This is a genomic window from Dermabacter sp. (assembly GCF_032550575.1).
GTDB lineage: Bacteria > Actinomycetota > Actinomycetes > Actinomycetales > Dermabacteraceae > Dermabacter > Dermabacter hominis.
Genome location: NZ_JAWFZC010000008.1, coordinates 40,701 through 66,919 on the forward strand (window position 1 = coordinate 40,701; position 26,219 = coordinate 66,919).

Annotated in this window: 22 protein-coding genes; 10 read left to right on the forward strand and 12 right to left on the reverse strand. The window is 62.5% G+C overall.

Annotation, left to right across the window (positions count from 1 at the left end; genetic code table 11):
• Positions 1 to 122: 122 nt before the first annotated feature.
• On the reverse strand, positions 123 to 368 hold the full coding sequence (locus E6X30_RS09010; RefSeq protein WP_082738795.1) for a hypothetical protein: 246 nt from the start codon (positions 366 to 368) through the stop codon (positions 123 to 125).
• A gap of 484 nt (positions 369 to 852) precedes the next feature.
• Between E6X30_RS09010 and E6X30_RS09015 the strand changes: the two genes are divergently transcribed.
• From E6X30_RS09015 to E6X30_RS09035, 5 genes are all read left to right on the forward strand, one after another.
• Positions 853 to 1,191, forward strand: coding sequence for a hypothetical protein (locus E6X30_RS09015; RefSeq protein ID WP_316336066.1), 339 nt, complete (start codon positions 853 to 855; stop codon positions 1,189 to 1,191).
• A 26-nt stretch (positions 1,192 to 1,217) separates the two neighbouring features.
• Complete coding sequence (locus tag E6X30_RS09020; RefSeq protein ID WP_316336067.1) at positions 1,218 to 2,465, forward strand: hypothetical protein; 1,248 nt, start codon at positions 1,218 to 1,220, stop codon at positions 2,463 to 2,465.
• 73 nt (positions 2,466 to 2,538) lie between these two features.
• Positions 2,539 to 3,054 carry a hypothetical protein gene (locus tag E6X30_RS09025; RefSeq protein ID WP_316336068.1) on the forward strand — a complete coding sequence of 172 codons (516 nt, stop codon included), beginning with the start codon at positions 2,539 to 2,541 and terminating at the stop codon, positions 3,052 to 3,054.
• A complete protein-coding gene (locus tag E6X30_RS09030; protein ID WP_316336069.1) occupies positions 3,051 to 3,833 on the forward strand; it encodes a hypothetical protein in 783 nt (260 codons plus the stop codon). Before E6X30_RS09025 ends, E6X30_RS09030 begins: the two co-directional genes overlap by 4 nt.
• A gap of 43 nt (positions 3,834 to 3,876) precedes the next feature.
• A complete protein-coding gene (locus tag E6X30_RS09035) occupies positions 3,877 to 4,260 on the forward strand; it encodes a hypothetical protein (protein ID WP_096882290.1) in 384 nt (127 codons plus the stop codon).
• Positions 4,261 to 4,284: 24 nt separating this feature from the next.
• On the opposite strand, the gene E6X30_RS09040 is transcribed toward E6X30_RS09035, so the two are convergent.
• Entirely contained in the window at positions 4,285 to 5,019 is a 735-nt protein-coding gene (locus E6X30_RS09040; protein WP_096882289.1) for an ABC transporter ATP-binding protein, read from the reverse strand.
• 9 nt (positions 5,020 to 5,028) lie between these two features.
• Complete coding sequence (locus E6X30_RS09045; protein WP_316336070.1) at positions 5,029 to 7,326, reverse strand: ABC transporter permease; 2,298 nt, start codon at positions 7,324 to 7,326, stop codon at positions 5,029 to 5,031.
• A 210-nt stretch (positions 7,327 to 7,536) separates the two neighbouring features.
• On the opposite strand from E6X30_RS09045, the gene E6X30_RS09050 reads away from it, so the two are divergent.
• Entirely contained in the window at positions 7,537 to 9,993 is a 2,457-nt protein-coding gene (locus E6X30_RS09050) for a choice-of-anchor M domain-containing protein (RefSeq protein WP_316336071.1), read from the forward strand.
• A gap of 721 nt (positions 9,994 to 10,714) precedes the next feature.
• Here the strand turns inward: E6X30_RS09050 and E6X30_RS09055 are convergent.
• From E6X30_RS09055 to E6X30_RS09090, 8 genes are all read right to left on the reverse strand, one after another.
• The gene (locus tag E6X30_RS09055; RefSeq protein WP_070457725.1) at positions 10,715 to 11,338 is read right to left on the reverse strand and encodes an ABC transporter ATP-binding protein; all 624 of its coding nucleotides are present in this window, start codon (positions 11,336 to 11,338) and stop codon (positions 10,715 to 10,717) included.
• A gap of 9 nt (positions 11,339 to 11,347) precedes the next feature.
• Complete coding sequence (locus E6X30_RS09060; RefSeq protein WP_083286179.1) at positions 11,348 to 12,565, reverse strand: ABC transporter permease; 1,218 nt, start codon at positions 12,563 to 12,565, stop codon at positions 11,348 to 11,350.
• Positions 12,562 to 13,929, reverse strand: coding sequence for an FtsX-like permease family protein (locus tag E6X30_RS09065; protein WP_316336072.1), 1,368 nt, complete (start codon positions 13,927 to 13,929; stop codon positions 12,562 to 12,564). Before E6X30_RS09065 ends, E6X30_RS09060 begins: the two co-directional genes overlap by 4 nt.
• A 257-nt stretch (positions 13,930 to 14,186) precedes the next feature.
• Positions 14,187 to 14,918: a FadR/GntR family transcriptional regulator gene (locus tag E6X30_RS09070; RefSeq protein WP_016663592.1), complete on the reverse strand. Its 732-nt coding sequence runs from the start codon at positions 14,916 to 14,918 to the stop codon at positions 14,187 to 14,189.
• Between the two features lie 30 nt (positions 14,919 to 14,948).
• Positions 14,949 to 15,746: a 3-oxoacyl-ACP reductase gene (locus E6X30_RS09075; protein WP_034371421.1), complete on the reverse strand. Its 798-nt coding sequence runs from the start codon at positions 15,744 to 15,746 to the stop codon at positions 14,949 to 14,951.
• Positions 15,747 to 15,778: 32 nt separating this feature from the next.
• A complete protein-coding gene (locus E6X30_RS09080; RefSeq protein ID WP_316336073.1) occupies positions 15,779 to 17,137 on the reverse strand; it encodes an aldehyde dehydrogenase family protein in 1,359 nt (452 codons plus the stop codon).
• Positions 17,134 to 17,868, reverse strand: coding sequence for a gamma-glutamyl-gamma-aminobutyrate hydrolase family protein (locus E6X30_RS09085; protein WP_070457731.1), 735 nt, complete (start codon positions 17,866 to 17,868; stop codon positions 17,134 to 17,136). The genes E6X30_RS09080 and E6X30_RS09085 overlap by 4 nt, the downstream gene beginning before the upstream one ends.
• Entirely contained in the window at positions 17,861 to 19,228 is a 1,368-nt protein-coding gene (locus E6X30_RS09090; protein WP_070457733.1) for a glutamine synthetase family protein, read from the reverse strand. The genes E6X30_RS09085 and E6X30_RS09090 overlap by 8 nt, the downstream gene beginning before the upstream one ends.
• Before the next feature lie 269 nt (positions 19,229 to 19,497).
• Between E6X30_RS09090 and E6X30_RS09095 the strand changes: the two genes are divergently transcribed.
• On the forward strand, positions 19,498 to 21,108 hold the full coding sequence (locus E6X30_RS09095) for an amino acid permease (protein WP_316336074.1): 1,611 nt from the start codon (positions 19,498 to 19,500) through the stop codon (positions 21,106 to 21,108).
• 116 nt (positions 21,109 to 21,224) lie between these two features.
• Here the strand turns inward: E6X30_RS09095 and E6X30_RS09100 are convergent, their stop codons facing one another.
• A complete protein-coding gene (locus tag E6X30_RS09100; RefSeq protein WP_316336075.1) occupies positions 21,225 to 22,523 on the reverse strand; it encodes a carboxylate--amine ligase in 1,299 nt (432 codons plus the stop codon).
• Positions 22,524 to 22,676: 153 nt separating this feature from the next.
• Here E6X30_RS09100 and E6X30_RS09105 point away from each other — a divergent pair, with 153 nt between their 5' ends.
• The 3 genes from E6X30_RS09105 to codA all read left to right on the forward strand — a co-directional run bounded on the left by E6X30_RS09105 (position 22,677) and on the right by codA (position 26,126).
• A complete protein-coding gene (locus E6X30_RS09105; RefSeq protein ID WP_259874875.1) occupies positions 22,677 to 22,931 on the forward strand; it encodes a hypothetical protein in 255 nt (84 codons plus the stop codon).
• A gap of 471 nt (positions 22,932 to 23,402) precedes the next feature.
• The gene (codB, locus tag E6X30_RS09110; protein WP_316336076.1) at positions 23,403 to 24,716 is read left to right on the forward strand and encodes a cytosine permease; all 1,314 of its coding nucleotides are present in this window, start codon (positions 23,403 to 23,405) and stop codon (positions 24,714 to 24,716) included.
• A gap of 174 nt (positions 24,717 to 24,890) precedes the next feature.
• Positions 24,891 to 26,126 (forward strand): cytosine deaminase, encoded by a 1,236-nt coding sequence (gene codA, locus E6X30_RS09115; protein WP_316336077.1) that lies wholly within the window; start codon positions 24,891 to 24,893, stop codon positions 26,124 to 26,126.
• Positions 26,127 to 26,219 lie beyond the last annotated feature (93 nt).

Consider the following 26,219-nt stretch of genomic DNA (forward strand, 5'->3'; position numbering starts at 1 on the left):
CGGCTTCGAAAGACTCCGCATTGCGTCGTGCGGGATCACCAAGAGCTTCTTCTTTCCTGATTAGAAAGTTGACGACCAGGGAGCTTCGCGGGGCGGAGTCGCTACCATCCCCGCTCCTTGCCTCAGGCCGCGAGCAATGGTCGTAAAAGATTCGAAATCTGCTCGTTGATGGGCGTGCTCGAATGGAGATCCAAGCGGTCAATGATGGCCTGACGAACGTCGGGCGCCAGCACTTCCAGGAACGCGCCGGGTCCAAGTCTTTCTGGTCCAAGTTCTTCGGGCGAGAAGCCAGCTTCGGCTTTAGCTTGGAGTTCGGCGATTCCCTCGGGTGTAAATCCGGGTACAGTGTCAACGACTTCGTAGCTCATCGCTTCCTCCTTGGCATGTGCACCTTTCGAACCGGCATTGCGTGAATCACCATCCAGAAGTCACTCCGATTGAGCACGGACGACCCTTTTCGCTTAGGACGCGTGGGCGGCCTCAGCCTCAGCTTAAATTTGAAAGAAGTGGACGACAACCATTGCCCAGCCGATATCTCAATCATCTTGTGCAGGCAGAGAGGTATCAATGCACAGGTGGAAAATGTGGAAAACGTTGGTGGGAGAATTGCGGGAGAGTCACGTGCATGTCGAGGCATCCGGTTAAGGCCCGGCAAGCGTCGGAAACAAAACTGCGAACGACATGGTTGCCTGCCCACCCAACTGGACCACCATCCAGCGGCCGCGGAAACGCTGTGCGCCCGCGCCGTGACGGAGCACTCAGGTTTGTTATCTGTTCGTGATGTTAACTGGGTCCCGCAAGGGGAGCTCGAACAGCTTGTAGGCCACGAACTTGACGATTCGGGAGAGCTAGATGTTTTACGACATCGACGACAAGGCCGTGCGCGGCACGATTTCGAATACCAGGGGAACCGTCCCCGCGATCGAATCATCCAACAGAGATCTCAAGAACGGCGCGTCGGACTTGGGGGGATCGCTGCTGCGCAGCAAACAAACGTCGGCTGCGCTCGCGGGGGACGTTGCGTCAGCTTTCGAATCAGCGGGCCAGGCGCTCGTGGAAATGGTGAACAACAACATCGATTCCACGGACGATGCGGTGCAGAAGTACACCCAGGGCGATCAGCTCATGTGCACGGCGGCTAATGCTGGTAACCAGCAGGCCCATGTGAGCGATATGCCCGGCATGCAGTGAAAATGATCGACGAGTGAGGAACTGCAATGACTTTTGACGTACCGGAAATCGAAGACCCGTCGATCGTGACCGGTGGTGCCTCGGAGATCCGCACCGCTGGCGAGAATGTCCAACAGAAGATGAGGGACACCTCGAATGCCTGGCAGCCCATCAGCGGGCAGTACCACGCTCCTGAGGAGGGTCAGGTGCACCGCGCCATGAGGACCCCCGAAGAAATGGCTGACGAAATTATGAAGTCGGCCGGCAAGGTTGCCGACGGTTTGGATACCTACGCGGACAAACTGGGGCCGCTCAGGACGCGAAAGACTGACCTCGAAAACGAGATCAAGGAGTACGAAGCGGCGAAGGCGCTAGCGGACCCCACTGACGCTGCTGCTCAGGCCTCGCTTGCCGCGTGGGAACTGAGATTGCAGAATAAGTGCACCCAGCTGCGGATTGACCGTGATGCGGCGGATTCGGCGTGCGCGAACTCGATCAGAAACACGACCGAGAGCGCCGGCGCCGTGATCGGGAAAAAGCTCCTGGGGGCCATCACCCGCGGGAACAATGTTGAAGGTGCCATGGGGGCGCTGCTCCAGTTCGGGAAGCTCGGTACAGACTTCGTCAAGTACTACAGCACGTACTTTTTCTATACGAACGGCAGCATCAAGATTCGGCAGGGGTGGGCACCTAAGCTTCTGCAAAATATCGCTAAAAAGGGCGAGTTCGGCAAGGGGCTTGTCAAGGGCCTGACCGGCTGGGACGCGGATGCCGTTACCAATGGTGGTCAGTTCCTCGCGAAGAACTCGCCGATGAACCCCCTGGCCAAGCCCAATTCGTTCGGTGGCGCGCTCCAGGCGGTCATCGGCCGCAGCATGCTCAAGCTTGAAGGCAAGCATTCTCGAGTGCCGCACGCGCACAGTCAGGGGCTGACGAAAGCCAAGTGGGGCAAGGTCGCTACGGGCGCGAAATGGGTATCCCGGGCAGGCACAGGGATCTCGGCTGCGACTACCGCGATGGACTCGTGGCAAACCGACTCCAAGGTTCACCCGAACATGGGCAACGTGGAAAAGGGCGCGCGCGCTGGCGTGTCCGCTGCGGGCGCTACCGCAGGCGGCTGGGCCGGCGGCAAGGCCGGTGCGGCCATGGGCGCTGCGATCGGTTCCTTCGGTGGCCCGGTTGGTACCGTGGTGGGCGGTGTTGCCGGCGGGATCATCGGCGGCGTCGCTGGCGGAGCGGCAGGTGGTTGGCTTGCGAACAAGGTGAAGGATCCCATTGGCAATCTTTTCGACTGACGCGCAAAAAGCGCCGAGCTACGGCGGTGTGCATAGTTCGCGTAAGTCGAAAACGAGGATGTGAGGAGAGGCAATGCCCGATTCGGGTAAGGCAGTACCCGCAGAGATGACGACCTATACGCACCCGGACATGGTCGTCGATGTGTTCGCACCTCGCGGGTGGGAAGAAGACACGTCGGGAGCTGACCGAGGCGTCTTCATTTACCTTTCGGATGAAATCTGGAACGAGCAGTTCCGCCCGAACATCGTGCTCATCCAGAGGAAGGCCGAGGCGGGCATCGAGACCCTGGAAGGGCTCGCGGCGATCCAGGACGAGGTCGAGGATTCCTACGCGGATACGCTCGACGAATACCGGCTCATGCATCTTGATGCGGACACCGTCGGCGTTCAGGGCGTGCCGGGGCTGCAACGCATTGCGACGTACACCAACCCCGACGGCATCCCGCTGGTGATGTTCCAGTGGACCGCGGTGCACAACGGCGTCCACGTTGACCTCACCATCACGTACCCCACCGAGCTGCTGGGCGAGAGAGCGCAGCTGATCTTGAACATGGGGCACAGCCTGCTGTGGAAGGAGTCGGCACAGTGACTGAGCAGATCAACACGGGCAGCGACGGCACAGCGGTGGAACTCGGCTTCGAGAGCTTCATGATGCTGCTCGAAAAGGGAATTCCCAACGAGGGCCTTCGAGTCGTTGACGTGAACGATCAGGTCGTGGCAAGTGATGGTCGCGTTGCCGACGGCACCGAGGGCATCTGGCGCACCCTCAAGGACTATCGCTACCAGCTTACGATCACGTCGGTTGCCGGCAACGGAGCGGAAGACAACCGCTTCCTGTGGCTCGGGCCGGACGGCTGCGTGAGCGCCCAGACCGTTTTGACGGGCGAGGTCTCTGCTGCGCCGAGTTTCGTGCTCAAGTCGCATCAGCTCTCGAGCAGGTATGCCGTGCTGTTTGATCTCTCGGATCTCACGCCCGTCGCCGACAAAGACTTCACGTCGAATGACTCGGTGAAGATCGACGCGGAAACGTGGGAGAACCTCGTTCTCGAGCCCGGGGAGGAAGACAAGCTCCATAAGGCCCAGCAGGATGCCGCCGCGGCCGTGCGCGAGGTCTCACCGGGCGTGGCCGGCGACGTAACCCAGGGCCTCTACGAGCAGGTCGTTGTGGCCTCGGAGAAGCAGACCGAGAATGGCCCGAAGCCGATCGCGACCGCGTGGGTCTCGACCCCGCACGGCTACCTGTCCTTCTACTCCGAGCCGCGCAAGATCTTCGGTAGCTCCCACTACCTTCAGCCAACCGATGCGTGGGTGCTGTATATGATGGCCGCCCATCAGCTCCCCTCCCAGCAGCAGATCTCCGCGTGGTGAGGAGTACCGCCGCTCGGCGGTGGCGTGAGAGGGGGATGGACGCATGAAGATTCTTCTGTGGACCCTCATCTTCGTTGTCACCACGGCGATCTTTGCGTTCTACATGTTTCATGTGCGCTACCAGGAAAACGCCGAGTGGTACGACGACTACCGCGAGATTCCGAACCTGTGGATCCTGCCCTATTGCACGCCGGTTTTCAGCGTCGGGGCGTTGCTCATTCTCCACGAGGAGCTGGGAGCTCCGGGAGGCGCATTCGTGGCTGAGCCGCTGCGGATCCTCGGGATCATCACCGTATTCATGATCCCCATTGGCATTCTCGGCGGCGTCGGTGTGCCGCTGCCGTGGCCGTTTGCGCCCCGCTGGGTCGTGGAGCGCCGCAAGAAGGACCGCGAAAAGAGGCGGAAGCGCAAGGCCTCGCGCGCCTAAAACCCAAGACCGGGGCAGCAGCGCCTAGATGCCCCGCGCCGCCATCACCTCGCGCACGCGGCTCATGCGCTCCTCGTGCTCGCGAGCGCTATACGCGCCGAGCTTCAGATCATCCGTGAGGCGACCATCCACGAGCATCACGAGGCGGCTCGCACGCGCTGCGACCTGCGGATCATGCGTCACGAGAATGAGCGTTGTGCCGGCGTCATTGAGGCGCGAAAGCACATCGAGAATCTGCTGACTCATTGCCTGATTGAGCGCGCCCGTGGGCTCATCACCAAACACCACGCTCGCGCCGTTAATGAGTGCGCGGCAAATCCCCGCCCGCTGCAATTGCCCGCCGGAAGCCTGCCCGGGCAGATGATCGGCGATCGACGCGATCCCGATGTCGGTCATGAGTTCTTCGGCACGCGCCACGATTTCACCGCGCGGCCGCTCACCCGCGAGGAGCCCGGGCAGCACGATGTTGTCGCGCAGGTCGAGACTCTGCAGAAGATGCGGTTCTTGAAAAACGAAGCCGATGTGGCGCAAGCGAACGTCGGCAAGCTCCCGCTCACCAAGCCCCGTGAGTTCCCGCCCGCCGAGCGTGACCGTGCCTGCCGTGGGCCGGTCCATTCCCGAAAGCATGTGGAGAAGGGTGGTTTTCCCCGAGCCCGAGGGGCCCATGATCACCACGAACTCCCCGGCGGCAACGTCGAGATCAATGCCGTGCAGCACGCGTTGGCTGTAATCCTTGATGATTCCTGACGCGCTCAGCATGAGATCCTCCTAGTCGCGAAGGGTGAGGGTGTGAAGGCGAAGGGTGGACGTGCGAGTCGCGAGCAGCACGCACGCGAAAACTGCCGCTGGAACGAGCATCCACGCAACCCACGGATTGGGCATGAGGGAGATTCCTGGGGCACCCATCTGCCCCATGACTAGCCGGAACAGGGGCTGGGTGGCGAGAGAGGCGAGGGCCACGCCCGCGGCAACGCCCACAATTCCGACGCTCGCCAGCTGCACCATGTGCACGCGCGTGAGGGCAGTGTTTCTCATCCCCAGAGCCTTGAGCGACGCGAGTTCACGCCCGCTGCGCGCGATGAGAAGCACCACGAAAAGGGCCACGATGAGGAATGTTTGCCCAAGAGCGATCGCCGCCGCGATCCACGTAACGGTGCGCAGCTGTGCGATCGCGCCGCCCATCGTTTGCGAGGCGTAATCCGCCATGTGCGTGACCCGTGCCCCGGGGAACTCGTGCGAGAGCCTCGCGGCAACGGCGTTGGCATCCTCACCGGGGGCGAGGCGCACGTACACGAGCTCCGCGAGGGGCCTGGTGGGGGCAGCAAATGCCGCCTTTGCGGTCATGCCGCCATTCGTGATGTCTTGGTACACCCCGGAGATCCGCAGCCGTCGGACCTCACCCTCGCCGCGAAGCGTGACCGTTTCGCCCACGCTCGCGTCGAGCGCCTTCGCTTCGTTCACGGAAAGAGAGATCTCCGATGCGCTCGCGGGCGCGGCGCCCTCCTGATAGGTGAGCGGAAAGGCCGCGTGGTCACCTACCTCAACGAGCACGCTTTCCCACTCGCCTTCGGGGTTTTGGGCCTCGAAGCGGCCCGTGGTGAGATGCGCGGTCTCGGTGACCGCGGGATCGGTTGCGAGGCGCGAGAGGAGGGATGCGGGAGATTCGGCGTTCTCACGCACATCGATCCGCAAGTCCGCAGAGCCCACGCCGAGATAGGTGGCGAACTGCGGGTTCGCGAAGGTCGCGGCAATGTTTGCGGGCACGATGATCGCGAAAGCGCTGAGGGCGATCACGGCGATGAGCAGCAGATTTTGAGGATTGAGCGCGCCGCGTACGCCAAGAAAATCGGGAACTGTGAGGCGTGTGCGGGCAAGCTGCCACCGCGGCGCGTGTCGAACTCGCCGGCGCGTGTTTCCCGTGCGCAGCGCTTCTGCGGCCGACATTGTGGCGATGCGACGCATGAGCAGCCAGCATGAAGCCACGATCGCGAGGGTTCCCAAGGTTGCTACGCCTACCGGGGCCGCCACGAGCGCCACGTGGAAGTGAGGTTTACCGATGTACATGAGCACGCCCCGGCTTGCGAGGGTTCCAAGCGGGAACGAAATGAGAAGGCCCGCGAGCGCACCCGCCGCGGTGAGAGCCGCGTACTTGAGAATGAAAAGACCCTTGAGTTTTCCGATCGGTGCGCCGATTGCTTTGAGCGTCGCGATCTCCGCCATATCGGTGTGGAAGGCCGCGAGGAAAGCGAAGCGCAGGGCGAGGAGGGCAATCACGATCAGCAGCCCCGCGATGAGGGTGGCGACGATCGCGAGGAGCAGTGCGCTGAGCGCATTCATGAGCGCGAAGATCGTGGAATCAACCATGACGCCTTGTGCGGGAAGTCCCGCGTGGATGTAGGCGTCTTTGACCTCCTGGAGGCTCGCGCCTTCCTTGAGCTGGAATTCGATGAGGTATTCGGGCTCGAGGTGTGCGCGGGCGGCCTCGAAGTCGCTTTCGTTGACGACCAGGCGCTTCGAGGTGACCATCGATGGGTTCATTTGGGCATCGCGTGCAAACCCGGCAACCGTCAGAACTTGTTGTGTGCCCCCGAGCTCAAGCGTGACCGTGTCTCCCTTTTTCGCGAGATTCTCCGCCTCGTAGTACACGGGAAGCCACACGTCGCCGGGGGAGGGGGCCACGCGGTTGCCGTGTTCGTCGAGGAGCAGGTCGAAGCGCTCGGGGGAGGTGACGAGGGCGGGCTCGAGTACGGAATTGGCCTGGTTCTCGCCCGCGATCGTGAGGCGTGCTGTGGGAACCGGAAGGGTTTCCATGACGTCGGTGTCGGCGATGCCCGATTGGGTGCGCGCCCACGCGGTGATGTCGTGAGGATTGAGGGGACCGGCGTGCATTTGAACGATGTCGGGAGGGCGGGAATCGGCCCAGAAGCTCTCGAGGGCAACGGCAGTGCGGGAGAGAAGAACGGCGCTTGTGCACGCGAGGAGGGAAGCGACGGCAACGATCGCAAAGAGCACGAGCGAAACTACACGGTTGCGCCGGAGATCGGCGCGCAAGAGGCGCCAGAGCATTGGTCCCCCTGGAGGTTGCGGTAGTACTTCCAGTGTAGTGCTCGGACCCGCGCCGCAGGTCCCGAATGAAGGTGGAAATAACGGCGTGAGACCCCTCTGTTTCAGTGGCGCCTAGGAAGTTTTCTCTACTCGAGAAGGGGGGGCAGGGTGGCGGCGGGGCGCCGGTAGCTGTACTGTAAATGAGAACAGTTACCATTCGAGGAGGGGTTCATGCGGATTCTCCGCTCCACCTGCGCCACGCTCGCGGCTTTCACGCTCGCCCTCGCGCCCGCCTTTGCGGGGCCCGACGACGACCGTACGGTCCAGACGAACGCGCATATCGACGCGCCCAAGGTCTTTTGGGACAAAGACGCCAAGACATTCCAGATCAACTCCCAATCCAACGGGAAAACACTCCCGCTGGACAAGACCACCAACTGGGTTGGACGTGGCTACCAGGACGACGGCACGCAAAGCTACATCTTTGACGTGACGAAGGATCCGCGCCTCGCGTTCCTCGGAAAGGAAGGCGACCACCTCTACATGGCGCCTCACAGTCCCGGGCCGGGCAACACCCCGATCTGGTCAGGGTTCGGCGCCGACACGGCAGTGCCCATCGAAGAGTTCCAGGACGAGAACTTCACCATCGAGCTGACGGGCTTCAACGGCCCCGGCGAGATGAACATGTTCAACTACTCGAGCTACGGCAACCTGCCGGTCACGCATCTGTTCTCCTCGCACGATCACAACTCGCGCGCCGTGTGGCTCGACCCGGGCACGCACACCCACAACTTCACGACCTTCACGAAACCTGGCCGGTACGAGGTCACCTACGAGGCGAGTGCCCGGAAGTCCGACGGCACCTTCACCTCCTCGAAGCCCACCACGCTCGTGTGGCGCGTGGGTGGCACCAACCCCGCCGACGAAAAGCTCGGCGACGTCAAGACGGCCTACGACAAGGCTGCTGGAGTGACCGGCGAATCTGCCCCGACCTTCACCATCGCCCCGCACACCGGCAAGAAGAAGGACGGCGACGAGCGCCTCACCGACCTCACCTTCGATGCAGGCAACGCCGAAGCTGAAGGCACAGTCGTGTTCTTCATCGACGGCTACCACCTCGCCGAAGTGCCCGTGAAGGGCGGCAAGGCCACGTGGAGCGAGATGATCGGCTCGCAAAAGTCGACCTTCCAGGCCGTGTTCGTGCCCACGAAGGGCGCTGCTCGCTGGATCAGCGCGCCGCTCACCTCGAGCACTGGCCAAGCGGCCACGTCAACGAAGGACGCGGGCGACTTTCCCACGGAAACCCCCGACACTGTCGCAACCGGCTTCCCCAAGGGGGAGGTGAAGGTCAGCTCACGCGACGTTTCGGTGAGCGCGAAGGCTGGCAAGAACGACACCCTGATGAAGCTCTCCACGAAACCTGCCGACGATTCCCTCACCTATCACGTCTCGGGCGGGTTCTACGAAAAGGGCTCCCAGTACGCGACGTGCGACGTTGATGTTGTCAGCGGCCCCGGCCGCCGCAGCTTCGATATCGACCATGAGGCTTGCATGGGTGACGCGTATGACCTCCGCCTGACCCTCGAGCCGCTTCCGCGTGCCGCCATCGGCAACACCGAAGTCGCAGACTTCGGCCCCGTCAGCGCCAAGGGCAAGGAAATCTCGACCCAGTTCTCCGAGAACGGAGCAACGGGCACCCCGGACGCGCCGGAAGGCGGAGATGCGTCGGACCCGGGCGCCGGAGATGAAGGGGCCGACGGTTCCCTCCTCAACACCCCCGTGACCATCAACAACGGGCACGTTGACCTGCGCGTCATGGACGTCGACGAAAACTTCTCCGTTGCCCTCGGCGACGACTCGCGCCAGCACGCGAAGAAGTCCGTCACTCGCACAATCGACTCGGTGACGCTCGAGGTCACGAAGCTCGCGAAGGCGACGCGCGGCGGCAACATCCTTGCCGACAAGAGCTACGACGTGCTCGGCCCCGAAGGCACCGAACTGTACGTTCTCCCGCAGGCCCAGCAGCAGGGGCGCGTGTGGCCGGGCTTCTCGAGCGAAGAACTCGATCGCGACAAATACCCTGAGGGTGCAACGATGACGCTCACGCCCGTCAGCGCCCCCGAAGGCGGTAAGTGGTTCGCGTACACCGAGAACCTCGGCACGATCCAGAAGATGTACGCCACGAGCGAGAAGGCTTCCGACATCCCGCTTCCGCCCGGCACCCACATGCACACCGCGTGGGCCTTCACGAAGCCGGGGACGTACACGATCGACGTCACGGCGCGCGCGAAGCAGGCGAGTACCGGCGAGCGCAGTGCCGGTGACGGCGAGGCTACCGCCAAAACCCAGCGTCTCACCTTCGTTGTGGGCGAGCAGCCGGGCGGCGACCAGGGCGATGCGGAGGGCCAGGTGCCGTCAAGCGAAAACCCGGCCCAGCCAGCTAACCCCGCTGGCGATGCCGGTGACGCCGATGGGACCGGAGCTGAAGGCGGTTCTGCGGGTGCCGGTGCCTCTGATGCCGGTGGCAGTGCTCCCGCGGCGTCCGACGCCGGCGCATCCGATGCAGGCGGCGACGATCAGCTGAGCGGCCTCCCGCGCACCGGCGCGAGCGTTGGCCTGACCGTTGCTGCTGCGAGCGCGCTCGCGGCCGGCGGTGCGGCACTCACAAGGCGTCGCAAGAACAGCTAAACGCTCACAGCTGCAGAAAAGGGCTCGCGCTTCTCCAGGGAGGCGCGGGCCCTTCATACTGCTTCTTCCCGTCCCGCTTTCCTCGTCCCGCATTCCTCGTCCCCCTTTCCTCGTCCCGCATTCCTCGTCCCCCTTTCCTCGTCCCCCTTTCCCCGTCCCACTCTCTCCGTCCCACTTTCCCTCCCCGTCCCACATCATGAAGAAAGCGGGCCTTGGCGCTGTGCCGGGCCGGGAGCGTCGTCGAATCTTCATAAAGAGCGACGGCCTTTCGGGGATCGACAAGGTGAGGGTTTTTCGGGGGCGCGGGCCCTTCATACTGCCTCTCTCCGTCTCACTTTCCCTCCCCGTCTCACTTTCCCCATTTCACATCGTGCATGCTGCTTCTTCCCGTCGCAGATCATGAAGAAAAGTGGGGTTTGGTGCTGTGTCGGGCCGGGGGGGGGCGCCGTCGAATCTTCATAAAGAGTGACGGCTTTTGGGGGAGTCGAGGAGGTGGCGGTGTTTCGGGGGCGGGCCCTTCATGCTGCCTCTTCCCGTCTCAGATCATGAAGAAAATCGGGCTTCGGCGCTGTGCCGGGCCGGGAGCGCCGTCGAATCTTCATAAAGAGTGACGGCTTTTCGGGGAGTTGGAAGATGACGGCTTTTTGGGAAACGAGAAGGTGGCGCCACCTGGGGGAGTTGGAAGGCGGCGCCACCTGGGGCATGGAGAAGAGGGTCGGCTCTAGACGAGGGTCCGCTTCGTTAGTCGCAGCTGCACGTCGGCACATTCCGCGACCCGCCTCGAGTGGGTCACAACGATCACGCACTTACCGGCTTTCGCCGCGCCCCGCAGAATCTCGATCACCTCTTCTGCCGTGTCCTCGTCGAGGTTGCCCGTCGGCTCGTCCGCGAGAATCACCGGCGCCTTCGACACGAGCGCACGCGCGATCGCAACGCGCTGCTGCTGCCCACCCGAAAGGCGAAGCACATTGCGGGTCGCTTCGTCCTTCGTGAGACCGAGATTTTCGAGGCTTTCGACGCCTGCCTTCTTATCCACGAGACGAAGGTTTTCGAGCGGAGTGAGGTAGTCAATCAGGTTGTAGTTCTGAAACACGAGAGAGATCTGCTCGCGGCGATGCTTCGAATACCCCGTCTGTGCAATATCGGTTCCGTTGAACCGCACCGTGCCACCGGTGGGCGCTTCAAGGCCCGCAAGGAGGCTCAACAGAGTGGATTTGCCCGCACCGGATGCGCCGACGATCGCGTAGAGCTTCCCGAGCTCAAAGGTTGTCGAGACGTCCTCGAGAACCCGGCCGCGAGACTGTTCGTAGGTGTAGCTGACGTGATCGAGGTGAAGAATGCTCATGATGTGCTCCTAGCTCATAGAGGCGAGAATTGACTTCGGGCTGCGCCGAAAAACAGGAATAAGAACCGCTGCGACAGCGATGGCGACGATGAGGGCGCCCACGCCAAGCGCAGCCAGGGCCGCGAGTGGACTCGCGGAAGGGGAGAGGACTTCGAGAACCGGGTCGTGAGAGCGGGCCAGGAGAGCCTCGCTCACGGTAGTCGTCGCGAGGAGCCCCAGCCCGAGTGCGAGCACCGCCGCGACGGCCACGAGCGCGCAAATCTCCGTGAGGAACTGGCGAAGGATGCTCCCCTTCGACCTGCCAAGGGAGAGCAGAATCCCGATCTCGTGAAGGCGGCCGCGCGCCCAAAAGGCGAGCACGAGCACGAGCACCGCAATGCTCACTGCGCTCAGTCCAAGAACGAGCCACGTGAGAAGGCGTTCTACGCCGGCGATCGAGGCAAGGACGGTACGAAACTGCGCCGAATTATCCTCGAGGCTCAGGTGAGGGCGGGCCTTATGCGCCTTCGCGAGGACAGCGGGAAGCGCCTCAGCGCTCGCGGTGCTGTATCGTGCGAGGGTCATCGACGCCGGGTCGGTCAGGGGCGACATGTCTTCGGCCGCGGCGAAAATACGGTTCTCGGCGGCGCCCGCAGGAAGGCCGGACGGATTCTCAGCGCGACCGCTAAAGATGCCGGTCACGACGAGTCGCACGAGCTTGCCGTCACGCACGAGCGTGAGCGCGCTTCCCACCGACAGGTGGTTCTTCGCGGCAAAGTCCTTGTGAACGAGGGCGCCGTGCGACGAAGACTTGAGGTGCTCGCCCTGCTCAAGCGTGAAAAGCTTGCCTTGAAACAGCGGATTCAACTGCGAATTAGTCGTCGCCGTCGCCGTCATTTCATTCGCGAACTCCGGGTCAAGCTGCACTGCTCCGGCCGCCGTGACGGGACGGTGACCTTTTGGTTTCACGAGAAGATCTGTCTCGTACGCACTTGAGGTTACGCCGGGAAGTTTCGCGAGAGCGTCGGCATCGGTGCGGGCGAGGCTGGCGTCGGAATTCTGCGCCGTGAAACCAGCCCCAACGTTCCGATCGATCGCGCCACTAATATCGCCCATCGTGGCGCGCACGCCTGATTGCGCCACAAGCCCCGTGAAAATCAAGGTCATGAGCAGGAGAAGAATGATGCTGCGTGCGGGGCGCCTGCGCAGTGAAAGCACGGCGAGGCGCACCGAAGAAAGGCCTCTCATTTGAGTGCCACCAAAAGCTTCTTCGGGGCCGTGCGAAGCATCGGGAGTGCGGCGAGCAGCACGCACACGATAATGACGACGGCCGCCGCGATCGCGACGTATGCAACATCCTGATTGCCGAGGCTAACGTGCAATGAATCGAGAGTCTTAAGTGCGCTCGACGATTCGAGATCGGCGCCGGCCTGCTGCCCGGGAGCAAAACCATTCTTCGCAGAAGAATTGACGCTTCCCAGCACCGAAGAGCCAATAGATTGCGCGATAAACGTGCTCACAAGATACGAGATCCCAATCGCTGGAATGGCGATGAGCCCAAGCTCCATCCAGTACTGGCGCAGCATTCCACCCTTGGTGGTGCCCACCGAAAGGAGCACACCCGTTTCCTTCTTGCGTTCCCCGAGCCAGAGGAACAGCATGAGGCTCAAAAGCGCGATGGCCAGGACGAACGTTGCGATTTTCGCGCCGTTCATGATCGAGCGAACGCCATCAACCGCACCGGTGATGCCCGCGAGATACTGCGTCGACGGGGCAAGCTGATAGTTGCGCCAGTCGATCCCAAGATGGCTCGCTTCCTCCGCGACCGTCTTGAGTTCGGCGCCCTTCTTCACGAAGAAGTTAGCGTCCTGATAAATCTCGGTCTTTGCCGTCCATCCGTAGAGCTCGCGAGTCGTGTTAAGATCCGTGAATAGCGTATTAGCGAAAAGCTCGCTGCGCTGGGCAACTGGCCTCGGGTTATTGCCCGAAAAAAGGCCGACGATTTCCGTTTTGACCTCGGTCGTGGACTTGTTCTGGTTATCCACATCGAATTGGTTGCCCTTCACGGTGATCTCATCGCCCACCTTGAGGCCATTTGCTTTCGCGAGATCCTCGTGAATGAGGGCCTTGTGCGAGTCCCCACTGCGCAGGTGGCGGCCTTGCGTGAGGGTGAGAGCCCCACCGCGGAAGCTGTTTTCCAGCTCAGAGCCGTTCACGCCCCACACGTTGGCGGCGTTGCCGAACTGCTTTTCCTTTTGCTCGTCGTACTCGTTGTGGTCGAGCTTCTTGACGTTCGCGCCCACGAGGTCCGCCGTGACGTTCTGGCGCGCGACGTAGCTCTCGACGCGCTTGAGCTTCGCGATCTTCTCGATATCCGCACCCTTCACGGTGCCTGCGCCGCGGGGTGTTCCCTGATTGAACTGCGGGTTGTTTTGCAGAACGAAGCCCGCGCCCGTGCGCCGATCAACCTGCGCTCCCGCCGCATCGGCGGCGCGCGTCACCGAACCGGTCACCATGAGCGCCGACATCATCGCCGCGAAAATTCCCAAAATAATGAACGACTTGACGCGTTGACGTGAAACGTAGCGCCAGGCCCGGCCGAAAGACGACACGGAACGATCCTTTCCAGAAGGCAACATTAGGTGTTTGAGCCGCCGCATAACAGCGTGCGGCAACGACGAAAGAACCTAACGAAGCAGTCTGGAATGGTTCCCAGCTTGGGGTGGGAAAGCCCGGTGAGAGCGGCAGCTCCTCGGGGAAAACTCCGGGATCGAAACGGGTAAAAAGTCCCGAAAGTTACTCGTTTTCTGCGAGAACGCCGGAAATCCCGGATCAATCCCCTAAAACGCCGCGGGGGAGTGAGCTGCGACTAGTCGAGGAAGCCTCGCAGAAGCGCCTCGGTTCCCGCGAGATGTTCCTCCATCTCGACCGAGGCCACATCCGGCCGTCCGCGAAGAATGGCCTGGACAATCCTTTGATGCTGCTCGCACGAATGCTCAATATTGGGCTGGAGCAGAGGGATCTGGTCAAGAAGCTCGTTGACCCGCATGCGGATATCGGCGAGAACCGGAACGAGGGAGGGAGCGTCAACGAGTTCCCCCATGAGTAGATGCAGGCGCGTGTCGTACTTGCGGTAGTCAGCCAGGTCGGCACCCTGGCATTCCTCGTGGGCGCGCCACAGCCGTTCGCGGCTTTCGCGTGAAAGCTCCTGGCGGGCGAGCCTGCGCACGATCCCCACCTCGACAACCGCCCGAAGGGCGAGAGTGTCGATGATGGACGCGACGCGGCTCGAGGTTTCCGAAAGCGCGCTCGAGGTGGGAAGCGGATTCTTTGCGAACGTCCCGCCGTAACGGCCCCGTTTCGCTTCGAGGTAACCCGCCTCAACGAGAGCCGAGATCGCCTCGCGAACGGTGTCGCGCGAAACCCCGAGCATCGATGCGAGCTCGCGCTCCGGAGGAAGCTTTTCCCCCGGAGCAACGAGCCCAAGTTTGAGCGATTGGACAAGCCTGTGCACGGTCCCCTCGAAAGCGTTCGATGCCGCTCCTGGCTTCAACAGAACCCAGGAGTTCAGCACGGGGGCGGGATCAGGCAGCTCAGTCATCGCTCAACATCTTGTCACAAGCGTCGCGGCTCAGAGCGGCGTGACGTAGGCGGCGCTGAGGCCACCGTCGACGAGGAACGTGGACGCCGTGATGAAGGAAGCGTCGTCACTCGCCAGGAACGCGACGGCTGCCGCAAGCTCCTTTGCGTCACCGAATCGCCCAACGGGAACGTGCACGAGCCGGCGCTGAGCACGCTCGGGGTCCTTGGCGAAAAGCTCCTGAAGCAGGGGAGTGGCGACGGGCCCCGGGCACAGGGCGTTGACGCGAATGCCTTGACGGGCGAACTGCACGCCGAGCTCGCGCGTCATCGCAAGCACCCCACCCTTGGAGGCCGTGTAGGAAATCTGCGAGGTCGCCGAGCCCATCACTGCCACGAAGCTAGCCGTGTTGATGATCGAACCGGACTGCTGCTTCGTCATGTGGCGAAGCGCTGCGCGCGAGCACAGGTAGACCGATTTCAGGTTGACGTCCTGCACCTTCTCCCACGCGGGAAGCTCGGTCGTCTCAATCGAATCGTCATCCGCGGGCGAAATCCCGGCGTTGTTGAAGGCAATATCGACCGAGCCGTACACGCGAGCTGCTTCGTCGAACAGGTGGTTGACCTGCTCTTCGCTCGTGACGTTCGTTTCGACGAAGAGGCCGCCGACCTCCTTGGCAGCCGCCTCGCCGTTTGTCGCATCGAGATCGCCGATGACGACCGTGGCGCCTTCGGCCGCGAATCGGCGCGCGGTCGCAAGCCCAATACCGGAGCTGCCGCCCGTAATCACGGCGACCTTGCCCTTCAGGCGTTGGGTGAGATCAATCTTGTCGATAGTCGTCTCTGACATGTCAAAACCTTTCTACAAGGGGTGGATGATGGCTAGTCCTGCGCGAAAAAGACATTCTTGGTTTCGGTGAAGGCGAGGGGAGCGTCGGGCCCCTGTTCCCTGCCTAGACCGGACTGCTTGAACCCGCCGAACGGCGTGGAATACCGCACCGATGAGTGGGAGTTGACAGAGAGGTTTCCCGCCTCGACGCCACGCGACACGCGAAGCGCGCGGCCGATGTCGCGAGTCCAGATCGACCCCGAAAGCCCGTATTCCGTGTCGTTTGCGAGGGCGAGTGCATCGGCCTCGTCCTCGAATGGCAGCACGGTGACGACGGGGCCGAAAATCTCCTCATGCACCGTCCGGTGCGTGCGCTCGGGCGTGAGCACGGTGGGCGGGAACCAGAAGCCGGGGCCCGACGGTGCACTCCCTCTAAAGGCGACAAGCGATTCGTCGTCCACGTATCCGGTGACCTTGTCGAGGTGGGCTTTCGCCACGAGCGGCCCCATTTCGGTGTCGTCCTTCGCGGGGTCACCAACCCGGAACGCTTTGACGGCGGGTTCAAAGAGCTCCATGAACTTCTCGTACACGGATTTCTCGACGAGGATCCGTGAGCGCGAGCAGCAATCCTGCCCGGCGTTGTCGAAAACCCCGGCGGGGGCTGCCGCGGCTGCCTTTTCGAGGTCGGAATCGGCAAACACGATGTTCGCGTTCTTTCCGCCGAGTTCGAGCGTGAGGGTCTTGACCTGTTCGGCGCAGCCACGCATGATCGTCTTTCCCGTTGCCGTTGAGCCGGTGAACACGACTTTTCGCACGTCGGGATGCGTGACGAACCGGTTGCCGACGACCGACCCTTTGCCGGGAAGAACCGTGAGAAGGTCGTCGGGAAGGCCGGCCTCGAGGGCGAGCTCGGCAATGCGGATCGCCGTGAGCGGTGTCCATTCGGCAGGCTTGAGAACCACGGCGCAGCCCGCCGCGAGCGCGGGTGCGAAGCCCCACGCGGCGATTGGCATGGGGAAGTTCCACGGGGTGATGATGCCGACGACGCCTACCGCCTCATGGAACGTCACGTTCACGCCGCCCTCGACGGGAATCTGCTCGCCGATGAGCCGTTCGGGCGCTGCTGCGTAGTACTCGAGGACATTCGCAACGTTTTGCGCTTCCCACCGGGCTTGCCCAATGGGGTGGCCGGCATTGGCAACCTCGATCTGGGCGAGCTCCTCGTTGCGCTCGGCGACGATGCGGGCAAAACTCCGTAGAACCTGTGCTCGCGAGGCTGGAGCGGTGGCCGCCCAGCGCTTTTGTGCAACGACGGCCTTGGCGATGGCGTCGTCAGTTGCCTCGACGTCGACGAGCTCGATGCTGCGAATGAACTCCTCGGTCGCGGGGTTGATGATGTCGAACGTAGTCATGGGCGCTCCTTAGAGGTGTGGGGCGTGGCATTGACGAGGGCTTCGAAGAGTCTGCGGTCGTCGCTTTGTTGTTCGGGATGCCATTGGACGGCAAGGAAGAAGCCCCGGGCTGATGGTGACTCGAGGGCCTGGATGGTGCCGTCGGACGTGCGAGCGGTGACCGTGAGACCGCTGCCGACCTTCGCGACCGCCTGATGGTGGTACACGGGGATGTCGTGCGCGCTGCTGCCGAGGATGCTCGCGAGCGTCGAGCCTTCGGTGATCTCGATGTCCACCGAGCCGAACACGCCCGGGGCGGGCTGGTATCGATCCGAGCCCACGACGTCGGGCAGGTGCTGGATTAGCGTGCCCGAGTGGACGGTGTTGACGATCTGCATGCCGCGACAGATCGCGAGCACGGGCAACCCGGTGCTGCGTGCCGCCTCGTATAGAGCGATTTCCCACTCGTCGCGATCATCGCGCGGCGCCCCGGTCCTCTCGTGCGGCTGCTCGCCATACCGGGCCGGGTTGACGTCGGCCCCGCCCGCGAGGATGAGCCCGTCTAGGCGGGCGAGGACCTGGGCAGCGCGTTCATGTTCCGACGGTTGCGGAGGCAACAGGACTGGCACGCCTCCGGCATCGAGGACCGCCTGAAGGTAGGCCTCGTGCAGGAAGGATGCGCGCGTATCCCATACCCCGCACGTGGCAGGTTCGAGGTATGTCGAGATACCGATGATGGGTGCGCTAGCCACGTTCGAAGCCCCTCACGCGCTCCCAATCCGTGACGGCGGCATCGAACGCCTCGAGTTCGACCCGGGCAGCCCGCGTGTAGTGCTCAACGACGTCCTCGCCAAAGGCGGCATGGGCAATCTCGGAGTTCTCGAACAGGTCGGCGGCTTCGCGGAGCGTCGTCGGCACCCTCGGCTTGTCACTTTCGTAGCCGTTGCCCACGAGCTCCTCCTCGAGGGAGAGCTCGTTGTCGATGCCGTGGAGACCCGCGGCGATCATCGCGGCCATCGCGAGATATTGATTGACGTCGCCGCCGGGAATGCGGTTCTCGAAGCGCAGCGATTTGCCGTGGCCCACGACTCGGAAGGCACACGAGCGGTTGTCGAGGCCCCACGCGAGAGTGGTCGGTGCGAATGTGCCGGGCTGATAGCGCTTGTACGAGTTGATGTTGGGAGCGAACATGAGGGCGAGTTCGCGCGCAGCGGCGATCTGCCCCGCGAGGAACTGATCCATGATGACGCTGCGCCCGCCTTCGCGGGATTCATCGGCGAACACGGGGTTGTCGTCCTTGTCGCGCAGGCTCATGTGAATGTGGCACGAGTTGCCTTCGCGCTGGTTGAACTTCGCCATGAAGGTGATGGACTTGCCGTGCCTTTCGGCGATCTCCTTGGCGCCCGTGCGGTAGAGGCTGTGGTTGTCGCACGTGGTAAGCACGTCGTCGTAAAGGAAAGCGATCTCTTGCTGGCCGGGGTTGCATTCGCCTTTGACGCCCTCGCAGTACATGCCGGCCGCGTCCATGGAATTGCGGATGTCGCGAAGAAGCGGTTCGAGACGAGTGGAGGCCTGAATGTCGTAGTCGGTGTTGTAGTCGCTTGCGGGGGTGAGGTCGTTGTAGCCCTTGGCCCACGCTTCACGGTAGGTGTCGTCGAAAATCAGGAATTCGAGTTCCGTCGCGCCCATGCATGTCCAGCCGCGCTCCTCGAGGCGAGCGCGCTGCTTCTTGAGGACGCTGCGCGGGGCGGGGCCGACTTCCTCGCCCGAGGTCGTGAGGAGGTCCGCGGTGACCTGTGCGGAGCCCTCGATCCACGGGACCTGGCGCAGCGTGGCCAAGTCTGGCTTCATGACCATGTCGCCGTAGCCGCTCTTCCAGCTGGAGATCTTGTAGCCGTCCACAGTGTTGTTGTCGATGTCGACGGCGAGGAGGTAGTTGCAGCACTCGGCTCCGTGTTCGGCGACGGAGTCGAGAAAGAGGCGAGCGGAGATGCGCTTGCCTACGAGTCGGCCTTGCATGTCCGTGAATCCGAGAATCACGGTGTCGATATCGCCGGCGTGGATGCGGTTGGTGAGTTCTGAGAACGTCAGCATTCCTTCGTTGCCTGACATGGAAGCTCCTCATTGTGCTTCGGTGTGGCCTGGCGGGGCCCTTACGTGGCGATGCAAGCCATTGACTAAACATCGGTCTGGCAACCATTAGACCACACGATGTGAGCTATGCAACCCGAAAGTCTGGCAAAGTGCTGGGTGTTCCGGGTCGATTGTCTACAACTCATGCCAATGAATTTCTACAAAAGCGTGGAAATCCAACCATTAGGCGAGTAGTGTGGGGCAGCACACACGAGTCAACGTGGTCTCGTCACTACGGAAGGTATGCAATGGCTGATCAAAACGATCGTCAATCTCCTCAACGCACGGCAGCATCACCCGCCTCACCCTCCACGCAATCGGGGGAAGTCACCAAGGTCGGTGGCGTCACCTATCGAACGGCGGATACCGAATATTTTGAAAAACGTCAGCTCAAGCGCGCGGCCGGCATTTTCGGACTCTGGGGCCTCGCGGTCGGCGCGGTCGTTTCCGGTAACTTTTCCGGCTGGAACTTCGGCGTGGATTTCGCGGGCTTCGGCGGGATGCTCATCGCCTACGCGATTCTCATCGTCATGTACTACGGCCTCATCTTCTCGATCAACGAAATGGCCGCCGCCATGCCCCACACCGGAGGCGCGTACTCGTTCGCGAGAGCGGCCATGGGGCCCTATGCAGGCTTCGTGACGGGCCTTGCCGAAACGATCGAGTACGTCGCGACAACCGCCGTGATCGTCTACTTCTCCTCGGGTTACGCCGACGCGGTGGTATCGCAACTCCTTGGCGTTGACCTGCCAAAACCCGTGTGGTGGCTCATCCTTTACACGATCTTCGTGGCGCTGAACTCCTCGGGCGCAGCGGTATCGTTCAGGTTCGCCATTCTGGTGTCGATCATTTCGATCATGATCCTGCTCGTCTTTAGTGCGATGGCGCTGTTCTCCGGCGCTTTCTCATGGGATTCACTCTTCAACATCGTTCCCGACGCGGGCGGTTCGGCCTTCTTGCCTCACGGTTTCCTCCCGATCCTGTTCGCGCTGCCCTTTGCGATGTGGTTCTTCCTCGGTATCGAAGAGCTGCCGCTCGCAGCCGAAGAGGCCCACAACCCCGTACGCGATATTCCCAAGGCGGCACTGTGGGCGCGCTTCACGCTCGTCGTCACCGGTCTTCTCGTGCTCGTTCTGAACACCGGCGTGCTCGGCGCGGAAACGACCGCCGGGGCAAGCGAACCCCTCCTCGACGGCTTCCGCGCGATCGTCGGCGACGGCCTCGCTGCCGTCCTCGCACTCTTCGCGCTCGTGGGCCTGCTTGCCTCACTTCAAGGCATCATGTTCGCCTACGGGCGCAACATGTATTCGCTCTCGCGAGCGGGCTACTACCCGAAGTTCCTCTCGCTCACGGGGCGCACACAGACGCCGTGGGTTGCCCTTATCGCCGGTGCCGTCATCGGTTTTTGTGCCCTTGTGGGCGTCGATCTTGCCGGTGGTGAGGGCGGAATCGCCGGAGCGGTTGTCCTCAACATCGCTGCCTGGGGTGCCGTCGTCGCCTACCTCATGCAAATGGTGTCGTTCCTCGTGCTGCGCAAGCGGTTCCCGAACGCGAAGCGTCCCTATAAATCGCCGTGGGGAAACTTTGGTGCGATCATCGCCGCCTTTATCTCCGCGCTCATCTTCCTGGGCTTCCTCCTCAACCCTGACTACCTGCCCGCGATCATCGCGATCATCGTGATCTACGCGGTCATGCTCATCACCTTCTGGCTGTGGGGCCGCCACCGGCTCATTATGAGTCCCGAAGAGGAGTACGCGCTCTCGGGAGGCCTCGACGTCGTGAACCTCGGCGACCTCGTGGATGACGGTGAGCTCAGCGATCAGCCCAGTGAGAGCGAGGCCGCACCCACTCGAGACTAGGTCTCAACGGGCGTTCCTCATTCTTGCCTCACGGCCGTCCCTCATTCTTTGCTCAGACGAAACGGTCCGGGGAAGCCCTGCGGCTTTCCCGGACCGTCCACGAGGTTCACGCGCGGTTAGAACCCGGTGCGCGTAGCCTTCGGGTAGTACTTCCGGAACTTCTGCACCTGGCGCACACCCGAAACGAGAGCGAAGCCCTTCATCCACGCACCCTCCGGGGCGTAGCGGTAGGGGTTGTCCACGCCGTGGGCACGAACGGCGGAATCGAGCTGAGCGCGCAGTTCGGGTTCGGTGACGTAGTGCTTCACGAGACGCATGGGGAGGATCGAATAGAGGTGCTGCTCCTCGGCGCGCACACGCTCAAGGGGTGCGTTGTCGATGAGGTCCGCGACAATGTGCTCGGGGTAGGAGCCGCCTGCCGCGGTGACGTAGTGGTTGTTGCGTCCGAGCCGCGGATTGAGCTCGAGGAAGTAGGCCGTTCCGTTACGCGGGTCGACCTTGAGATCAACATTGGCGAAGCCGACGTAGTCCACGTGGTCGAGCAGTTTTTCGAACTGCGCGACGATCGCCCGGTGAGGACCGGTGAGCATCGCTGCGGGGCGGCCGAGCGCATCGGGTGTGTGCTCGCCTAGCAGCACCTGCGCAGCGCATGTGAGCGTCACTTCGCCCGAGCGCGAGCGGTAGCCGGTGATGGAGTATTCGGATGTGTCGTCACCCTCGATGAGCTCCTGGAAGAGGAACCGTCCTGTGAAGCCAGCGTCCCCGAGATTTGCCACGAGTTCCTTGTATTCGGCCAGGGACTTGAGCACGAATACTTTGCGCTTGCCGGGGAACTTGACGCGCGAATAATCGGCGGTGTTCGCGGGTTTGCCGATGATCGGGTAGGCCCACGGAAGCTGCTCGGGCGCGTCAAAATCGGTCTTTCCGTACCGGGAGAAGTCAACGACGGCCGTGGGGATCGTCGGAATGTCGAGCTCGTTGCACGCTTCTTGGAAGTGGGCCTTGTCGGCCAGCTTCGCGAGGGAAGCGGAATCAATTTGCGCGAGAAGGTAGTGCTCCTCGAGTTCGGCCCGGTACGTGTCGATGAAGGAAATGAACGAATCGGCATTCGCGAGCAAGAGCGTCGGTCGCTTGACGGGCTTGTCTTTCGCAAGCTGAACGAGCGCATCCTTGAGATCGCACTCGCTTGCCCCAGCTCCGATAGCGACGTGAGCGCTTGTGACAGTGCGTTCGTTCATCGCGACAGGGGTGCGCATCACGGTGAGTGAACGCATGCCGTAGGCCTTGTGAAAAGCAATCGAGACATTGAGTGAGTTGAGGCCCGCGCCGAGGATCACGACATCGAACTCCGTGCCGCCTTTGCTGATCCCCGGTGTGGGGCCGGGCTGGGAGACAGTGAGGTTCGAGATAGCCACGTGAAACGCCTTTCGCTGGGAAACATCCGGCGCTTGAGTTTATCGAACAGCAGTTTTGGTGCTCTCTGTTTGCTCGCACAAAGTGTTCGTAAAATTATTGAACGCTAAAAAAGTGGCGCCCTCGCGGGGCGCCCCCTCTCCTAAGGAGCACCAATGAACGACAGCAGCCCCCTCGACAAGGTTAAAGGTGCCGCGCAGTCCCTCGCGGACACGGCGAAAGACAAGATTCCCGCAGGCGTTGATGCTGCAGCGGACGCCGTTGTTGACCTCGCCGCGAAGGCCGAGGAGAAGTTCCCGCAAGCCAAGGGTGTTACCGACAAGGTCGTTGACGTCGCGGGTGCTGCCCAAGATAAGGCCCACGAACTCGGCGATGGAGGCGATGGGGACTCGGCGGCGGCGCAGCACTGACGCGCTGCCGTTCCGGTTTATGAAGAAACTGGGCTGTTGGCTGGCTGTCGGGCCGGGGGCGGCTCAGTTTTTTCATGAAATGCGACGGTGACTGGGGGAAAGACGGCTGGCGGAGCCGGGCAGCATTGAGGTGCTGCCGTTCCGGTTTATGAAGGAACTGGGCTGTTGGCTGGCTGTGGTGCCGGGGGTGGCTCAGTTCTTTCATGAAGTGCGACGGTGACTGGGGGAAAAGACGGCTGGTGGAGCCCTGTGACTGGGGGAAGGGGGAGCTGGGGGAGTCGGGCCGCATGAAAAATTGCTGCCCCGCAAACGCGAGTCGCGCCACTAGAAGCCTCGAATCGCTCCCGAGGGCGCGGGATGGGTGCTAGCCTTCCAACGGTTGTGCACGGACATGGACAGAGAGCCATGCGAGCACTTCATGTGATCCGGGTACAGCCATGCCTTTGTCCCGTTTTCACGTGAGGAATGTGCATGAGCACCACAGCGCCTGAGCGCCCCGCAACCACCCCCATTATTGCCAGCCCCTCAATCGACGAGACCGTAGTGACGGCCTCGGGGCCGGCCCCGATCGAAGCAAACGGCCACGACGCCGACTTCAGCTTCACCCCCGTTCCCCCTTCCGCGCGCCACGGTTTTTGGGCCGTGGGCTTCGTGATGCTCGGATTTACTTTCTTCTCCGCGTCCATGAGCGTCGGCGCGAAGATCGGCAACGGTCTCGATCTTGGTGGCTTCGTCTGGGCCACGACGCTCGGTGGGCTCGTGCTCGCGATCTACACCGGTGGCCTCGCCTACCTTGGCGCGAAGACCGGCATGGGGCTTGACCTCCTCGCCCGCCGCGCCTTCGGCCGTCGCGGCTCGCTTTTGGCCTCCGCCCTTGTGGGCCTGACCCAGATGGGATGGTTCGGCGTGGGTGTGGCGATGCTGGGTATCCCCGTCGCCGACCTCCTCCACATCAGCCCCTGGTGGATCGTGATCGTGGCCGGCGCCGCCATGACTGCTTCCGCCTACTTCGGGATGAAAGCGATCGAGGTCGTCTCCTTCATTTCCGTTCCCCTTATCGCGATCCTCGGCACGTACTCGATGGTCACGGCAACCAGCAAGGCCGGCGGTCTTGTCGAGGTGTTCGGTGGCGGGTCGATGCCGATCGTGACCGGCATCGGAATGGTCGTGGGTTCCTTCATTTCGGGCGGCACGGCGACCCCGAACTTCACGCGCTTTGCTCGCTCGGCGAAGGTTGCCGTCATCACGACGGTGATCGCGTTCTTCCTTGGCAACACCCTCATGTTCAGCTTCGGTGCGGTGGGTGGCGCGTTCACCGGCAAGGACGACATCTTCTACGTCATGATCGCCCAGGGTCTCGCGATTCCTGCGATTCTCGTGCTGGGTGCGAATATTTGGACGACCAACAACAATGCCCTGTATACCTCCGGCCTGGGCTTTTCGAACATCACGCGCGTGCGCACCCGCCCCATGACTCTCATCGCGGGCATTTTCGGTACGGTGAGCGCGCTGTGGCTGTACGAGAACTTCGTGGGCTGGCTGAGCTTCCTCAACGCGGCACTTCCGCCGATCGGTGCGATCCTCATCGCTGACTTCCTGGTGCGCAAGCACGCGTACGTGGACTCGAGCGAAACGGAGCAGACCGTAGCGTGGCACGCGGTTCTCGGCGTCATTGCCGGCGGTCTCGTGGGCTACTTCGTGCCGTGGGGCATCTCGGCGATCAACGCGGTTGCGGTCGCGATCGCCATTCACCTCGTGGGCGTAGCCTTGACGAAGCGCCGCTAAAAACACTTGTGGGTGCGGCGCGGTCGCCTCTCTCAGGTGGGCCGTGCCGCACTAGTTCCCCGGAGGGTCGCTCACGTGGGCGGCTTTGCGTGCGGGGTGCTCGGCGGTTTTCACCCGCTCGGGTCACCCCGTTCCCTCACCCCAGTTCCCCCGCTCCAACAGAAAGGCTTCGCTGTGCTCATTCAGAACGTTTCCCTTCCGGGCCGCGAGGGCTCGGTTGACCTTCGCATTTCCGACGGTTGCTTTACCCACATTGAACCCCATCTCACCGCGGAGCCGGGCGAAGAGACATGGGACGCCGAGGGGCGCCTCGCGCTCCCGCCGTTTGTGGAGAGCCACATCCATCTCGACTCGGTTCTCACCGCGGGCGAGCCGAAGTGGAATATGAGCGGCACGCTTTTTGAGGGCATCGAGCGCTGGAGCGAGCGGAAGAAGACTCTGAGCGTTGAGGATGTCAAAACTCGCGTGCGCCGCGTCGCGCGTGACCAGGCGAGCTTCGGCGTTCAGTACGTGCGCACCCACGTGGATGTGACCGATCCCGAGCTCACGGCCCTTCGTGCGTTGCTTGAGCTTCGCGACGAGCTTGCCGACCTCATTACTCTCCAGATTGTGGCGTTCCCGCAGGAAGGTATCGATTCCTTCCCGAATGGCCGCGATCTCATGGTCAAGGCTGCTGACATGGGAGTCGATGCGATCGGCGCGATTCCTCACTTCGAGTTCACGCGCGAGTACTCGGTAGATTCGCTCAACTTTGCGTGCGAGCTGGCGCGCGATCGCGGCTTGCTCATGGACGTGCACTGCGATGAGATCGACGATGAGGCCTCGCGCGGCCTCGAGACTCTCGCGACGCGCGCCCTCGAGTTCGGCATGGGGGAGAAGGTCACCGCTTCGCACACCACCGCGATGCACTCCTACAACAACGCGTACTTCGTGCGTCTGCTTCGCCTGCTCACGATGAGCGGCATCAACTTCGTGTCAAACCCCATGGTGAACACGCATTTGCAGGGACGCATGGATACGTACCCGAAGCGCCGCGGCGTGACGCGCGTCAAGGAGCTCACGGAGGCCGGGATCAACGTGAGTTTTGGGACCGACGATATCCGCGACCCGTGGAACCCGCTCGGCACGGGGAATCTTCGCGACGTTGTACTCAATGGCCTGTATGTCACGCAGATGATGGGCTACCCGCAAATCGCTGAGTCCTACAACTTCGTAACGCACAATGCGGCGCGCACGCTGCACCTCGACAAGTACGGCATCGAGGTGGGCAACCCCGCGCGGTTTATCGTGCTCGATGCGCCGAACTGGGTTGAGGCGCTCAACTTCAATGCGCCCGTTGTTCGCTCCTACAGGGACGGCAAGCTTGTGGCGAAGACGGAGCCGGCGAGCCGCGAGGTGTATTGGGGTTAGGCGTCCCCTCGGCTATATGTAGCCAACCTCTGAGAAGTGCATTCGCGCGCGGTGTATGCCTCATCGCGACAAGGGAGGCGCTTAGGTCTGTAT

Excerpts from the sequence above, each read along its gene's own strand:
- E6X30_RS09010 (WP_082738795.1), bottom strand. The coding sequence starts at position 368 with ATGAGCTACGAAGTCGTTGACACTGTACCCGGATTTACACCCGAGGGA.
- E6X30_RS09015 (WP_316336066.1), top strand. The coding sequence starts at position 853 with ATGTTTTACGACATCGACGACAAGGCCGTGCGCGGCACGATTTCGAAT.
- E6X30_RS09020 (WP_316336067.1), top strand. The coding sequence starts at position 1,218 with ATGACTTTTGACGTACCGGAAATCGAAGACCCGTCGATCGTGACCGGT.
- E6X30_RS09025 (WP_316336068.1), top strand. The coding sequence starts at position 2,539 with ATGCCCGATTCGGGTAAGGCAGTACCCGCAGAGATGACGACCTATACG.
- E6X30_RS09035 (WP_096882290.1), top strand. The coding sequence starts at position 3,877 with ATGAAGATTCTTCTGTGGACCCTCATCTTCGTTGTCACCACGGCGATC.
- E6X30_RS09040 (WP_096882289.1), bottom strand. The coding sequence starts at position 5,019 with ATGCTGAGCGCGTCAGGAATCATCAAGGATTACAGCCAACGCGTGCTG.
- E6X30_RS09045 (WP_316336070.1), bottom strand. The coding sequence starts at position 7,326 with ATGCTCTGGCGCCTCTTGCGCGCCGATCTCCGGCGCAACCGTGTAGTT.
- E6X30_RS09050 (WP_316336071.1), top strand. The coding sequence starts at position 7,537 with ATGCGGATTCTCCGCTCCACCTGCGCCACGCTCGCGGCTTTCACGCTC.
- E6X30_RS09055 (WP_070457725.1), bottom strand. The coding sequence starts at position 11,338 with ATGAGCATTCTTCACCTCGATCACGTCAGCTACACCTACGAACAGTCT.
- E6X30_RS09060 (WP_083286179.1), bottom strand. The coding sequence starts at position 12,565 with ATGAGAGGCCTTTCTTCGGTGCGCCTCGCCGTGCTTTCACTGCGCAGG.
- E6X30_RS09070 (WP_016663592.1), bottom strand. The coding sequence starts at position 14,918 with ATGACTGAGCTGCCTGATCCCGCCCCCGTGCTGAACTCCTGGGTTCTG.
- E6X30_RS09075 (WP_034371421.1), bottom strand. The coding sequence starts at position 15,746 with ATGTCAGAGACGACTATCGACAAGATTGATCTCACCCAACGCCTGAAG.
- E6X30_RS09080 (WP_316336073.1), bottom strand. The coding sequence starts at position 17,137 with ATGACTACGTTCGACATCATCAACCCCGCGACCGAGGAGTTCATTCGC.
- E6X30_RS09090 (WP_070457733.1), bottom strand. The coding sequence starts at position 19,228 with ATGTCAGGCAACGAAGGAATGCTGACGTTCTCAGAACTCACCAACCGC.
- E6X30_RS09095 (WP_316336074.1), top strand. The coding sequence starts at position 19,498 with ATGGCTGATCAAAACGATCGTCAATCTCCTCAACGCACGGCAGCATCA.
- E6X30_RS09105 (WP_259874875.1), top strand. The coding sequence starts at position 22,677 with ATGAACGACAGCAGCCCCCTCGACAAGGTTAAAGGTGCCGCGCAGTCC.
- codB (WP_316336076.1), top strand. The coding sequence starts at position 23,403 with ATGAGCACCACAGCGCCTGAGCGCCCCGCAACCACCCCCATTATTGCC.